The 13362-nt window shown below is 70.0% G+C and carries 10 protein-coding genes; 5 read left to right on the forward strand and 5 right to left on the reverse strand.

What is annotated here, in order from left to right; all coding sequences use genetic code 11:
- The first annotated feature begins 199 nt into the window (after positions 1-199).
- The 3 genes from MTF65_RS16410 (at position 200) to MTF65_RS16420 (ending at position 5198) form a co-directional block, all read left to right on the forward strand.
- On the forward strand, positions 200-1483 hold the full coding sequence (locus tag MTF65_RS16410; protein ID WP_243629449.1) for an LCP family protein: 1284 nt from the start codon (positions 200-202) through the stop codon (positions 1481-1483).
- Positions 1484-1707: 224 nt separating this feature from the next.
- Positions 1708-3447, forward strand: a complete 1740-nt coding sequence (locus MTF65_RS16415) for an LCP family protein (protein ID WP_243629450.1) — start codon at positions 1708-1710, stop codon at positions 3445-3447.
- A 263-nt stretch (positions 3448-3710) separates the two neighbouring features.
- Positions 3711-5198 carry an LCP family protein gene (locus MTF65_RS16420; RefSeq protein ID WP_374207242.1) on the forward strand — a complete coding sequence of 496 codons (1488 nt, stop codon included), beginning with the start codon at positions 3711-3713 and terminating at the stop codon, positions 5196-5198.
- A gap of 89 nt (positions 5199-5287) precedes the next feature.
- Here the strand turns inward: MTF65_RS16420 and MTF65_RS16425 are convergent, their stop codons facing one another.
- On the reverse strand, positions 5288-6337 hold the full coding sequence (locus MTF65_RS16425) for a glycosyltransferase family 2 protein (RefSeq protein WP_243629451.1): 1050 nt from the start codon (positions 6335-6337) through the stop codon (positions 5288-5290).
- A gap of 278 nt (positions 6338-6615) precedes the next feature.
- Here MTF65_RS16425 and MTF65_RS16430 point away from each other — a divergent pair, with 278 nt between their 5' ends.
- On the forward strand, positions 6616-8004 hold the full coding sequence (locus tag MTF65_RS16430; RefSeq protein ID WP_308407179.1) for an LCP family protein: 1389 nt from the start codon (positions 6616-6618) through the stop codon (positions 8002-8004).
- A 93-nt stretch (positions 8005-8097) separates the two neighbouring features.
- Here MTF65_RS16430 and MTF65_RS16435 read toward each other — a convergent pair whose 3' ends face one another.
- A complete protein-coding gene (locus MTF65_RS16435) occupies positions 8098-8634 on the reverse strand; it encodes an acyl-CoA thioesterase (RefSeq protein WP_243629453.1) in 537 nt (178 codons plus the stop codon).
- Positions 8635-8740: 106 nt separating this feature from the next.
- On the opposite strand from MTF65_RS16435, the gene MTF65_RS16440 reads away from it, so the two are divergent.
- Positions 8741-10123, forward strand: a complete 1383-nt coding sequence (locus MTF65_RS16440) for an LCP family protein (protein WP_243629454.1) — start codon at positions 8741-8743, stop codon at positions 10121-10123.
- Positions 10124-10178: 55 nt separating this feature from the next.
- On the opposite strand, the gene MTF65_RS16445 is transcribed toward MTF65_RS16440, so the two are convergent.
- The 3 genes from MTF65_RS16445 to MTF65_RS16455 form a co-directional block, all read right to left on the reverse strand.
- On the reverse strand, positions 10179-11261 hold the full coding sequence (locus MTF65_RS16445) for an NDP-sugar synthase (RefSeq protein ID WP_243629455.1): 1083 nt from the start codon (positions 11259-11261) through the stop codon (positions 10179-10181).
- Positions 11262-11435: 174 nt separating this feature from the next.
- Positions 11436-12620: a site-specific integrase gene (locus MTF65_RS16450; RefSeq protein ID WP_243629456.1), complete on the reverse strand. Its 1185-nt coding sequence runs from the start codon at positions 12618-12620 to the stop codon at positions 11436-11438.
- Positions 12592-13155: a hypothetical protein gene (locus MTF65_RS16455; protein ID WP_243629457.1), complete on the reverse strand. Its 564-nt coding sequence runs from the start codon at positions 13153-13155 to the stop codon at positions 12592-12594. The genes MTF65_RS16450 and MTF65_RS16455 overlap by 29 nt, the downstream gene beginning before the upstream one ends.
- Positions 13156-13362: the final 207 nt, after the last annotated feature.

The following is a 13362-nucleotide window of genomic DNA, read 5'->3' on the forward strand; positions in this document are numbered from 1 at the left end:
TCACCCATACCGCCCAGCGCTCCGTCACCCGGACCGCTCAACGGCGGGAACACCCGATTTGTCACCCACATGGCCCTAGCCAGGGGCCTGCCCCCGGGCCGCTGCGGCATCCCGGGGGCACGATCGGCGAGAGGCCCGTACTCACCCGTACGGCGGCCGAAGGTCTCGGCGAGGGGACGGAAGAGGGGACGGCAAGCGAGTGAGGGACAGCGCTGGCATACCGGGCGGAGCCGAAGCGGCCGGAGGCTCCTCGAAGCCTCCGCGGAACCGCAGGCGCCGGCTGCTGCGCTGGATCGCGTTCGCCATGGTCCTGCTGGTCCTCGCCGGGGCGGGCGCCGCCTGGTGGATCTACCGCAAGCTCGACGGGAACATCACCGAGGACACCTCGGCGGCGGCCGAGCTGCGCCGCTACGAGCGGGACCGCCCCACGCACGTCGCCGACGGCGCCCAGAACATCCTGCTCATCGGCTCGGACTCGCGCTCCGGCGCCGAGAACCGGAAGTACGGGCAGGACGGCGGCAGCGAGCGCTCGGACACCGCGATCCTGCTGCACCTGCCCGCGGACCGGAAGAGCGCGACGGCCGTGTCGATACCCAGGGATCTGATGGCGGACATCCCGAGCTGCCTCCAGCCGGACGGCAGCCGGACGGCCGAGCGGTTCGGCCAGTTCAACTGGGCGTTCCAGTGGGGCGGGGCCGCCTGCACGATCCGTACGGTCGAGAAGCTCACGGGGATCCGGATCGACCACCACATGGTGGTGGATTTCGGCGGGTTCAAGAAGATGGTCGACGCCATCGGCGGGGTGGAGGTCTGCATCAAGCAGCCGATGAACGACGCGGAGGCCAAGCTGCGGCTGCCCGCCGGCCGGCAGACCCTCCAGGGCGAACAGGCCCTCGGCTTCGTCCGCGCCCGCTACGGCCTGGGCAACGGCAGCGACACCGAACGGATGGAGCGGCAGCAGCAGTTCCTCGGGTCGCTCGTCAAGAAGGTGCAGAGCAACGGTGTCTTGCTCAACCCGGGTCGGCTGTACCCGCTGCTGGACGCGGCGACGTCCTCGGTGACCACGGACCCGGAGCTGGCCTCGCTGCGCGGGCTGTACGAACTCGTCCGGGGGGTGCGGGACATACCCACGGACCAGGTCAAGTTCCTGACCGTGCCCCGCCGGCCGTACACCGCGAACCCCAACCGGGACGAGCTGCTGGAGCCGGACGCCGAGCGGCTGTTCCAGCAGCTGCGGATGGACATGCCGTTGACGGTGACCCCGCCGAGCCCGCTCCCGCTCCCGAGCCCGACGCCGCCGAGCCCGAGCCTGAGCCCGACGCCGCCAAGCCCGAGCCCCACGCCGCCGACCCCCGGCCGGCCGAATCCGACCCCTCCGTCCGACGCGGCGGCGGGCCAGGAGCCGTCCGCGGGAACCGGGCGCGCCCCCACACCCGTCCCCACCTTCACGGGGACCACGGCGGGGACCGCCGGTTGCCGGTAAAGCAATCTCAAAAGCCGGTGACCGAACCGACCTTAATAGACGGTTTGCCCTGATATAAGGGGAGTGGAATTTGTCACCAGCATGGTTTGCGGCCGACAAGGGCGGATAGGGTGAGCGACCCGGTGCCCTGGCCAGCCAAGAGGCCGTGCACCAGCAGCCGGATCGTTGACCGAGCGCCTGGGGGGAGGCGCTTCGTGAGGCACCGACGGAGGATTCGAGCAACCGTGGATGCAGCAAGCCGTGGGCGGGCCGACGAGATCGACCCCGCAGACCAGTGGGTGCTCAACCCCCGCACCGGTAACTACGAACTGCGACTGGACCGCTCCGCTGCGCAGCAGCGGCCGTCCGTGGGCGCCCCCCGCAGAGCCCGCAAGGCACCCGTCGCCCCCGAGGCACCATCACCCGACGCCCCCGGGGCACCGTCGCCGGTGGTCCCCAAGCCGCGGCGCGGCGACGCCCCGCCCGGCGGCCGGCGCGGCGGCCGCTCCCGCAAGGGGGGAGGCGGCGGCCGGCGGAAGGCGCTGGTCATCACCGGTGGGACGCTGGCGTTCCTGCTGGTCGGCGGCTCGGTGGCGGCGTACTTGTACTACGACCACCTCAACGGCAACCTCAACGTCACCGACATCGGCAACGCGGGCAGCGGTGGCTTCAAGAAGGACCAGCCGGTCAACATCCTGGTCATCGGCACCGACAAGCGCAGCGGTGCGGGCAACGAGGGCTACGGGGACAAGGACAGCGTCGGCCACGCCGACACCACGATCCTGTTCCACGTCTCCAAGGACCGCAGCAACGCCACCGCGCTGTCGATCCCGCGCGACCTGATCACCACCATCCCGGACTGCCCGACGAAGCAGCCCGACGGGTCGACGAAGAACATCCCCGGCGAGAAGGGTGTGCGCTTCAACACCAGCCTGGGGCAGGCGGGCCGGGACCCGGGCTGCACGATGCGCACGGTCAAGGAGATCACCGGGATCCAGATCGACCACTTCATGATGGTCGACTTCAACGCGGTGAAGAACCTGAGCACGGCGGTCGGAGGTGTGCCCGTCTGCCTGGACAAGGACGTCAACGACAAGGACTCCAAGCTCAAGCTGTCCGCGGGCGAGCACACGCTGCAGGGCGAGGAGGCGCTGGCCTTCGTACGGACCCGGCACGCCTTCGGCAACCAGAGCGACCTCGACCGGATCAAGACGCAGCAGCAGTTCCTGGGCTCGATGATGCGTCAGATGAAGTCCAAGGAGACGCTGACCAGCCCGAAGAAGTTCCTCTCCCTCGCGGAGGTGGCGACCAAGTCGCTGACCGTGGACTCGGGGATAGGGAGTATCAACAAACTCACCGACCTCGCGGGCGAGTTGAAGGACATCGATCTCAAGAACATCTCCTTCACGACCCTGCCGGTGGTCGACAATCCGGCCGAGCGGGTCAAGGCGACCGTCGTGATCAGCCCGTCCCAGGCCGATCCGCTGCTGCAGATGATCCGGGGCGATGTCTCGCTCACCGAGGTCGAGAAGAAGGAGAAGGCCGCGAAGCAGTCGGCCGAGGCCGCCGACAAGGCCAAGCAGGACGCTCTGCTCCAGGGCGAGAAGGCCCCGGCCGGCGAAGTCCGGGTGGACATCTTCAACGGCGGCGGCCCGTCGGGCTCCGCCTCCAGCACGCTGACCTGGCTGCAGATCAACAAGGGCGTCACCAAGGCGAGCAACCTGGGCAACGCGCCCGCCAAGGTCGAGACCACCCAGCTGGAGTTCGCGCCCAACCAGGCCGACCAGGCCCGGGCGCTGGCGGACATGATGGGCCTGCCGGCCTCGGCGCTGAAGGTCGCCGCGGCGGACGCCGCGCCGAAGACCCCGATGAAGCTGACGCTCGGCGCGGACTTCAAGGGGGCCGGCATCTCCCTGAGCGCGCCGCAGGAAGTGCCCGAGGGCGTCCAGCGCGTCGAGGCGGACAAGGCGATCTGCGCGAAGTGACCGAGGACTGACGGACCGCGGCCGGCGGGACCGGCGCCGCGGAGCACAGCACACCACCGAGTCAACAACATCATGAGGGGGAACGCGTGAGGCACAGCAGCGTGCGGGGGGAGGGTGCGCCCGAGCAGACCGCCGGCGGTATATCCGGCGGCGGATCGGGCACGCCCGGCGCGGTGCCTTCACCGCGGAGCGAGAGCGGCCGGGCGCCTTCGGGCCGCCGCCGCAGGGGCAAGCGGCGCGTACTGCTCTGGACGGCTTCCACCATGGCGTTCCTGATACTCGGGACGGCCGGCGCCGGATACCTGTACTACCGCCACCTCAACGGCAGCATCAAGACGGACGCCCTGAACCTGGGCGACAACAAGCTGAGCGGCCCCAAGCCCAACGCGTTCGGGCAGACCCCGCTGAACATCCTGCTGATCGGCTCCGACGCGCGCGACGGCAAGGAGAACCAGGACCTCGGCGGTGGCCGGGACACCTTCGACGGCCCGCCGCTCGCCGACGTGCAGATGCTGCTGCACCTGTCCGCGGACCGCAGCAACATGTCGGTCGTCTCGATGCCGCGCGACACGTTGATCAAGATGCCCAAGTGCACCGAGCCGGGACCCAACGGCAAGGTGCACGCGGCCAGCAGGGGCCTCGTGCAGACCAACGAGTCGCTCAGCCGCGGCGGCCCCGGCTGCACGGTCGCCGCCTGGCAGGAGCTGACGGGCATACCGATCAGCCACTTCATGATGATCGACTTCAAGGGCGTGGTGTCGATGGCGGACGCCATCGGCGGCGTCCCGGTCTGCGTCCAGGAGAACGTCCACTCGCGCACCCGGGACGGCAAGGGCTCCGGCCTCAAGCTTCCCAAGGGCGACAACCTCATCCAGGGCGAGCAGGCGCTGCAGTGGCTGCGCACCCGCTACGGGTTCGAGGACGGCACCGACCTCGGCCGTACGCACGCCCAGCACATGTACATGAACTCCATGGCCCGCGAGTTCCGCAAGAACGCCAAGCTCAGCAATCCGGTGAAGCTCAACAGCCTGGCGCAGGCGGCGATCGACGCGATGGTGGTGGACCCCGGCCTGAACAAGATCGACCGGCTGTACGACCTGAGCATGGAGCTCAAGAAGGTCCCCACGGGCCGGATCACCATGACCACCATGCCGTGGATCCAGAGCCCGTACGACAGGGACCGGGTCGAGCCCAAGCCGGGTGAGGCCGAGGACCTGTTCCGCATGGTCCGCGAGGACATCGCGCTCGACGGCCAGGACGCCGCCAAGCAGCCCGCCGGATCTGCCGAGTCCCCGGCCGCCTCCGGATCCCCCTCGGCCGCCGTGCCCGCCTCGCCGCCCGCGAAGATCCCCGTCACCGTCCGCAACGCCACCGGCGGCAAGGACGGCGCCCAGGTCAACGTGAAGGGGCGGGCCTCCGACATCGTGGCGCTGCTCGTCGGCAAGGGCTTCACGAAGGCCACCGCCGACAAGATGGCCGGCGGCGAGGACACCACGGTGGTCCGCTACGCGAAGCCCGAGCAGGCCGGTGACGCGGCCGCCGTGGCCACCGCCTTCGGACTGCCGGCCGATGCGGTGCAGCAGTCCGACGAGGTCCCCGGGATCACCCTGTTCGTCGGCAAGGACTGGCGGACGGGCAACGCGCCCGTCCCGGCGCCGCCCGCGCCGACCAAGGCCCCCGACTCCGCGCGCCCGCTCAACGGCGACGACGACAAGGCCTGCATGAAGATCCAGGAAGGCTTCACCTGGTAGCGGCAGCTCCTACGCGAAAGGGGCCCGGCGGAGTTCGTCCGCCGGGCCCCTTCGTCGTTTCGTCGTTCGTAGCGCCTACGGGCCGTCGCCTACCGGCCCTGTCCGGCCGGCGCGGAGTCCGCGCGGACCGACGGGCGGCGGCTGGCGATGACCTTGTTCGCGAGCGAGCGGGGGCTGGTCAGGAAGCCGAAGCCCCAGCACATGTGCATGGTGGCGAGGGCCACCGGGATCTGCGCCCGGGCCTTGAGCGAGAGCCCCTGGCCGGCCGCGACGGAACCGGCGGTGATCGCCGCGAGGTAGCCCGCCGGGATCACGAACGCCCACGGCGTCAGGGCCGCGCCGGCCACGAGACCGGCCGCGATCGCGCAGACGGCGGCCGGCGGGGCCAGGTAGCGCAGGTTGATGGAGCCGGAGTGGTAGCGGGCCACCACGTGCCGCCAGCGCCCGTAGTCCTTGTACTGCTTGGCGAGCGCCCGCACGGAGGGCCGCGGGCGGTACTGGACCTTCAGCTCGGGCGAGAACCAGATGAGCCCGCCGGCCTCGCGGATGCGGAAGTTCAGCTCCCAGTCCTGGGCGCGGATGAACTCCTCGTTGTAGCCGCCCTGCTGCTCCAGGGCCTCACGGCGGAAGACGCCGAGGTACACGGTCTCGGCCGGGCCGGCCTGGCCGCCGGTGTGGAAGGCCGCGTTGCCGACGCCGATCTTCGAGGTCATCGCGGCGGCGACGGCGTCTTCCCAGGCGTTCTCGCCCTCGGCGTGCATGATGCCGCCGACGTTCTGCGCGCCCGTCTCCTCCAGGAGGCGGACGGCGGTGGCGATGTAGTTCGGCGAGAGCATCCCGTGGCCGTCGACACGTACCACGATGGGGTGACGCGAGGCCTTGATCGCCGCGTTGAGGGCGGCGGGGGTGCGTCCGGTGGGGTTCGGAACGGTGTGGACGCGAGCGCGTTCGGAGGCGGTTTCGCGTACGAGCTCGGCGGCGATCTCGTCGGTGCGGTCCGTGGACGGCCCGAGCGCGATCACCACCTCCATCTCGCCTGCGTACTCCTGTCCGAGGATGTGCCGGACGGAGTCACGCAGGTGGCGCTCCTCATTGAGTACCGGCATGATCACCGAGACTGCGGGCTGCTGGGCGGGCATGTCGTCCTTCGAGGTCGGGTACCGGTGTCACGTTACCGCGTACGGGGGAACCGGGTGCGCGCCGGACGAGCGGTACGGACAGACGCTGATCGTATGGGCCTACCGTTCTGAAAAATCCCATCCGGCGAGCCTGATCCGTTGCCCCTGCTGCTCCCGCGGAGGTGTCCACCGTGCCCCAGCCGCACCGTCCCACCCGTCCCGCCAGGCGACCTCAGCCGCAGCGTGCGCGGCCGAGCGGCGGCGGGGCCCGGCGCCGGGGTGACAGGCCCCGGTGGGGAGTGCGGATCGCGGCAGGGCTGTCGGTGGTGGTGCTGGGCTCCGGGGCCATCGGGCACGCCGTGATGACCGGCCTGGACACCGGGATCGAGCGGGTGGACCCGTTCAAGGACATGAAGAACCGCCCGCGGGCCGGACACGGCATGAACGTCCTGCTCGTCGGCACCGACGGGCGGGAGAAGATCAGCCCGGAGGAGAAGCGCGAGTACCGGCTGGGCGGGGCGCCCTGCCACTGCACCGACACGATCATGCTGGTGCACATCTCGGCGGACCGGGAGCGGGCCAGCGTGGTCAGCCTGCCCCGGGACAGCTACGCCGAAGTGCCCGCGCACCGGGATCTGGTGACCGGGAAGGCGCACAAGGCGCACCCCATGAAGCTCAACGCGACGTACGCGGAGGGCGGGCCGGGGCTGACCGTGCGCACGATCGAGAGCATGACCCGGGTGAAGATCGACCACTACCTGGAGGTGGACTTCACCAGCTTCATGAAGACGGTCGACGCGATGGGCGGCGTGGACATCTGCACCGCCAAGACCATGCGCGACCCCAACACCGGCCTGGATCTGCTGCCGGGCCACCACCGGCTGAGCGGCGGACAGGCCCTGCAGTACGTGCGCTCGCGCCATGTGGACGGGGCCTCGGACCTCGGCCGGATCCAGCGCCAGCAGCGGTTCGTCGCCGCCCTGGTCGAGGAGGCGACCGGCGGCGGGATGCTGCTGAACCCGGTGAAGTTCAAGCAGGTCAGCTCCACGCTGCTGGGCTCGGTGCGGGCCGACCGGGGCTTCGGCTCGGAGCAGATGCTGGCGCTGGGGCAGGCGATGCGGGACTTCACGCCCTCCTCCTCCGAATTCGCGTCGGTGCCGATCGGCGACCCCTCGTACCGGGTCAAGGGCATCGGCTCGACGGTGAAGTGGGACGAGCAGAAGGCCGCGAAGCTGTTCGAGGCGCTCCGGGCCGACCGGCCGCTCGCCCCCGCCCGGCCGCCGGGGCGGGCCGCGGCCGCCCGGCACACGGCGGTGCCGGTGGACGTGGCACCGCAGCAGATCCGGGTGCAGGTGGAGAACGGGACGCGGATCGACGGGCTGGGCGGCCGGGTGGACTCGGCCCTGCGCGCCACCGGCTTCGACACCACCCGGGCCCCGGGGAACGGGGCCAGCCGGGACGTCAGGCGCACGGTGATCTCGTACGACCCGCGCTGGGACCGCTCCGCCCGTACGGTGTCGACCGCGCTGCCGGGGAGCGAGCTGCGGGCGGTGACGGGGCAGGGGCGGACGGTGCTGGTGATCGCGGGCACGGACTACAAGAAGGTGGTCCCGGTGCGGGCGGAGGACCCGTACCAGGGCGGCGGCGTCGGCGTGGTCACGGGCGATCAGGTGGTCTGCGGCGGCTGAGGCGGCCGGCTCGGCCGATGCGGCCCGCTCGGTCGAGGCGGCCCGCTCGGTCGAGGCGGCCCGCTCAGCCGTCGGGCCCCTCGGCGGCGCGGCTCAGTCGTCGAGCCCCTCGGCGGTGCGGCGCTCGCGGAGCTCCATGATCGCCTGACGCCGGGCGAGCCGGTGCGTGCGGCGAATCTGGGCCTCCTGGTAGCGGCGCTTGTCCTGCTCGGTCTCCGGGAGGACCGGCGGGACGGTGCGGGGCTTGCCCTCGGCGTCGACCGCGGTGAACACCAGGTAGGCGCTGCCGACCTGGGTGGCGGGGGTGGACTCGTTCCAGCGCTCCGCGAGGACGCGTACGCCGATCTCCATCGAGGAGCGGCCGGTCCAGTTGCACTGCGCGCGCACGTGGACCAGGTCCCCGACCCGGACCGGGGCGAGGAAGGCCATCTCGTCCATGGACGCGGTGACCGCCGGACCTCCCGAGTGGCGGCCGGCCACGGCGCCCGCCGCGTCGTCGACCAGTTTCATGATCACGCCGCCGTGCACGGTGCCGAGGAGGTTGGTGTCGTTGGCGGTCATGATGTGGCTGAGGGTGGTGCGGGCAGCCGAGGTCGGCTTCCCGGGGAGTTCGCCCGGTATCTCTGTCATACAGCCACCTTAGAGCCGTCCTGGATGCATCAGCTCTGCAACAGCCCCGGTACGAACCTCCCCCCGGGCTGTCGGACGGAGCCCCTGGCCAGGCATCCTTGGGCACATGAATGACTGGCCAGAAGGGTGGGCCGGCGACCGCGACGACCGCGGCCGCCGCGATGACGGGTACGGACGCGGCAGCGCCCAGGCGGAGCCGGAGGGCCCGCGGCGGATGCGGCACGTCCAGCGGCAGCAGCAGCCGCCGCAGGCCCCGCGTCGCCCCGCGCCGCCGGCGGTCCCGCCGCCGGCCCGGCGCCCCGGCGTACCGCCGCAGCAGGCGCAGGGCCCGGACACGTACGGCGGCTACGACAGCGGCTACAACACGGGCCAGGTCTACGGCAGCCCCGCCGGCGCCCCGGGCAGGCAGCCGGGCGGCCCGGGCCCGGGAGGCCCCGGCGGGCCTGGTGGCCCTGGTGGTCCTGGTGGACCGCAGCAGCCGCACCCCGGGCGCACGCCCGCCGCCGCCCCGAACTGGGGCCGGCGGATCAAGGTCGGCTCGATCGTGCTGGTCTCCGCGCTGCTCGTCACCACCATCGGCACCTACTTCTGGGCCGACTCCAAGGTGCGCCGCGAGGTCGATCTCTCCAAGGTCATCGAGCGCCCGAAGGAGGGCGACTGCACGACGTACCTGATCGTCGGCTCCGACAGCCGCGAGGGCATGTCCGCCGAGGAGAAGAAGAAGCTCCACACGGGTTCGGCCGAGGGCAAGCGCACGGACTCGATGATGATCCTGGCGGCCTGCTCCAGCGGGAACACGATGGTCTCGCTGCCGCGCGACTCGGACGTGGAGATCCCCTCCTTCGTCGGCTCCGAGTCCGGGAAGAAGTTCCCGGGCAAGGGCAAGCGGACCAAGCTGAACGCGGCGTACGCGGACGACGGCCCCGAACTGCTCGTGCGCACGGTGGAGTTCAACACCGGGCTGCGCATCGACCACTACGCGGAGATCGGCTTCGCCGGCTTCGCGAACATCGTGGACGCGCTGGGCGGTGTGGAGCTGGACATCGAGAAGGGCTTCAAGGACGAGAAGTCGGGCGCCGACTTCAAGTCGGGCAAGCAGACCCTGAACGGTGAGCAGTCCCTGGCCTACGTACGCACCCGGTACGCCTTCGCGGAGTCGGACCTCCAGCGTACGAAGAACCAGCAGAAGTTCCTGTCGGCGCTCGCCGGCCAGGCGGCCACCCCGGGCACGATCGTCAACCCGTTCAAGCTCTACCCGACGCTGGGCGCCGGCCTGGACACGCTGATCGTGGACAAGGACATGTCCCTGTTCGACCTGGGCGAAATGTTCTTCGCGATGAAGGGCATCAGCGGCGGGGACGGCGTCTCGATGAACATGCCGATCTCCGGCGAGCGCGGCGGCAACCTGATCTGGGACAAGGCCAAGGTGCGGGAGCTGGTGAAGCAGATCCAGAACGACCAGAAGGTCACGGTCACTTCGAACCGCTGACGGGCGGCGGCCGAGCTGGCTCCCGTACCTCGGGAGCCGGTACGTACGCCGGAGATCAGCGGTCGGAGGAGAACCGGACGGATCCCGGCGGGAGTTCGCTCTCGCACCAGATCCGGACCCCGGCGCGCAGTTCGTTGTCGGAGCCGACGACGGCGCCGTCGCCGATGACCGCGCCGTCCAGGACCGTGCGGGAGCCGACCGAGGCGCCTGCGCCGATCAGGCTGGCGGTCACCCGCGTGTCCGCGCCGACGGTGGCCCCGTCCAGCACGATGGACCCCTGGACCACGGCGCCCGCTTCGACCCGGGCGCCGGCGCCGACCACGGTGCCGCCCGAGAGCCGCGCCCCGTCCGCCACCTTCGCGCCCGGGAGCACCAGGGCCTCGCCGCGGGGGCCGGGGACGGCCGGGGAGGACACGACTCCGCGTACCAGGTCGGCGGAGGCCTGGACGAAGGACTCGGGCTTGCCGAGGTCCAGCCAGTACGTGTCCTCGGTGACCCCGTGCAGCCTGGCGCCGGAGGCGAGCAGGCCGGGGAAGGTCTCGCGCTCGACGGACACGGGGCGCCCGTCGGGGATGGAGTCGATGACGCTGCGGCGGAAAACGTAGCAGCCGGCGTTGATCTGGTCGGTGATGATCTCCTCGGGCGTCTGCGGCTTCTCGGTGAACGCCAGCACCCGCCCCTCGGAGTCGGTGGGGACCAGCCCGAAGGCGCGCGGATCCTCGACCCGCACCAGGTGGAGGGAGACGTCCGCGTCTGCCGCCCGGTGGGATGCGACCAGGCCGGCGATGTCCAGGCCGGTGAGAATGTCCCCGTTGAAGACGAGAACGGGCTCGTCCGGCCCGCCGGCCAGGCGCCGCGCGGCGTTGCGGATGGCACCGCCGGTACCGAGCGGCTCGTCCTCGACGACGTACTCAAGGCTGAGGCCGAAGGCGGATCCGTCGCCGAAGTAGGGCTCGAAGACCTCGGCGAGGTAGCAGGTGGCCATCACGATGTGCGTGACACCGGCCGCGGCGGCCCTGGCTATCTGGTGGGCGAGGAACGGGACACCGGCCGCCGGAACCATCGGCTTGGGGGTGTTCACCGTGACGGGCCGCAGGCGCGTCCCCTGCCCGCCGACCAGCAGGATCGCTTCCGTCACAGGTTCCCCCCAAGCGGATCGGTCATAAGGAGCCCCAAACCTAGCCCATCCGCAACACCCCCCGACCACCAAGGCGGCTTCCCAAAGCCCCCTTCCGGCCCCACTCGTACCGATACGCGCCAATAGACCGTCAAAGTGAGGGCCGTGTCCTGCCCCCTTGACAGCGCCGAGGCGTCACGCGACCTCTTCCACCGGGCTCTCCTCATCCTCCACCGCAGGTAGAGCAGGGGCCAGGGCTGCGTCGATCGCCTGCCGGCCACGGTCTGGGGCGTCGGGCATGAGATGGGCGTAGTACTGCTCGGTGACACTCACCGACGAGTGGCCGAGCCAGGCGGAAACCTCGGTCATCGGAACTCCCTGGGCGAGCAGCGCAGACGCGTAGAAGTGCCGCAGGCCGTGCGAACGGAAGTACGCGACCTTCGCCCCTGCCAGCGCGGGCATCCAGATCTTCTGGTACCAGTACTCGGGGTACAGGAAACCGGTCCGTGTGATGTTGCTGAACAGCAGGAAGTCTGGACCCCATGTTCCGTACTGCTTGAGGTGCCGCCTCAGAGCCAGGGCCACGGTGTCCGGGAGCGGAACCTGACGCCCGTGGTCGTCCTCATCGCGCCACTTGATGTGGCGCAACTGCTGACCTCCGTACTTGCCCGTTCCTGTGTCTCGGTCACCGGCGACCTGCCGGTCAACAGTGATCATCTTGGCCTTGAAGTCAATCCGGTCACGGCTGATGCCCATGGCTTCGCCGAGACGGAAGCCGCAACCGACCATGAGCCAGAGCATTCCGCGATAGCGCGCCGACGACTCGTTGATGATGGCGAGTACGTCCTCCAGCTTGGGCACAATTACTTCTGCCTTCTGAACGCGCCGCGCCTTGGCGCGGCTGCCTGGAAGTTTGGCCTCCTTGCAGGGGTTCCGGCCGATCAGCTCGCCCTCGACCGCCCACGTGAACACGGACCTGAGGATATTCAGCCTGAATTGGAGGGTCGATTCCTTGTAGCTGTACGTGGCGGTCATCCACGCGATCCACTCCTGCACGTCCGACAACTTGATCGCCGCGATGGAGCGTGAGCCGAAGAACGGGATGATGCTGCGGTTGAGAATCGTCCGGTACTGCTTGACGCTGCTGTTCTCAACGCCGCGGGTTGTTGCCCACCGCTCAAAGACCGACGCGAGCGATTCCTTGCTCAGGCGGACACCGCCGAACACCCCAAGATCAAGCTCCCGCTGGATCTTGGCGCGTACCGCGTCCGCGTCCTGCTTGAGATTCAGCGTTTGCTGACGCTGTTTGCCGTCCGGGTCGTACCAGAAGACCGTCCAGCCCTCGCCGTTCTTAGCCGGGTTGATCCACGACCTCGCCACTCTGCCCCTCCAGTAGCCGCCTGGACTTCTCGGTGAGCCGATCGGCAGGCTTGCCCTTCGGTCCGTCCAAGAAGCCCATGGCGCGCGCACGACGGATGCGGCCACTGATCGTGTTCCGACTCACCCCCCACCCATCCGCGAGACGGGCGATGGGACTGCGGAAGCCCTGTTCCGTGAGACGGAGATACTCACGGGACATCAACGCGTACTCAAGGTCCGTCTCGACTCGTTCGAGAACTGTCCCCGAGCCCACTGGCCCCACGGCATGGCCGAGCTGCGCTCGGATCTGCTTGAGCTGTTTGCGGATCTCTCCCATGGGGAGCTTGCGCAGCAACTCGGCAGTGATGCCGTCCGTCTCGATCGCTGACTCAACGTCGTGCGCGGTGACTTCCAAACAGGTCGGACCGTCCCACGGTGCCCCGAGATCGCTGACTACAGCAACGCCCCACCCCTGCAAGTCCATCTCGAACACGAGCCGCCCTCGGTCGAGCCTCCATCCGTCGGGCCATTCGATGTCCGGTCGTGTTTCCGCCATGCCAGGAACCTAGCTCACGACACACGCCAGCCGCCGTGTACCGGGCCTCTCCCGGCACGACACAGAACCTACCACCCAACACACGGCTGCTGCCGGGTTTCATGTCTCTCGACGGATATCACCGCGCAACGACGCCGGGAGGGTCGATGCGGCAAGGAGAGAGGATCGGGGATCCCGGGACCGGTAGGCCAGCATTTGGCCAGCACG

It is taken from the genome of Streptomyces sp. APSN-46.1, from assembly GCF_022815725.1.
GTDB lineage: Bacteria > Actinomycetota > Actinomycetes > Streptomycetales > Streptomycetaceae > Streptomyces.

Excerpts from the sequence above, each read along its gene's own strand:
- MTF65_RS16420 (WP_374207242.1), top strand. The coding sequence starts at position 3,711 with ATGGCGTTCCTGATACTCGGGACGGCCGGCGCCGGATACCTGTACTAC.
- MTF65_RS16425 (WP_243629451.1), bottom strand. The coding sequence starts at position 6,337 with ATGCCCGCCCAGCAGCCCGCAGTCTCGGTGATCATGCCGGTACTCAAT.
- MTF65_RS16435 (WP_243629453.1), bottom strand. The coding sequence starts at position 8,634 with ATGACAGAGATACCGGGCGAACTCCCCGGGAAGCCGACCTCGGCTGCC.
- MTF65_RS16440 (WP_243629454.1), top strand. The coding sequence starts at position 8,741 with ATGAATGACTGGCCAGAAGGGTGGGCCGGCGACCGCGACGACCGCGGC.
- MTF65_RS16455 (WP_243629457.1), bottom strand. The coding sequence starts at position 13,155 with ATGGCGGAAACACGACCGGACATCGAATGGCCCGACGGATGGAGGCTC.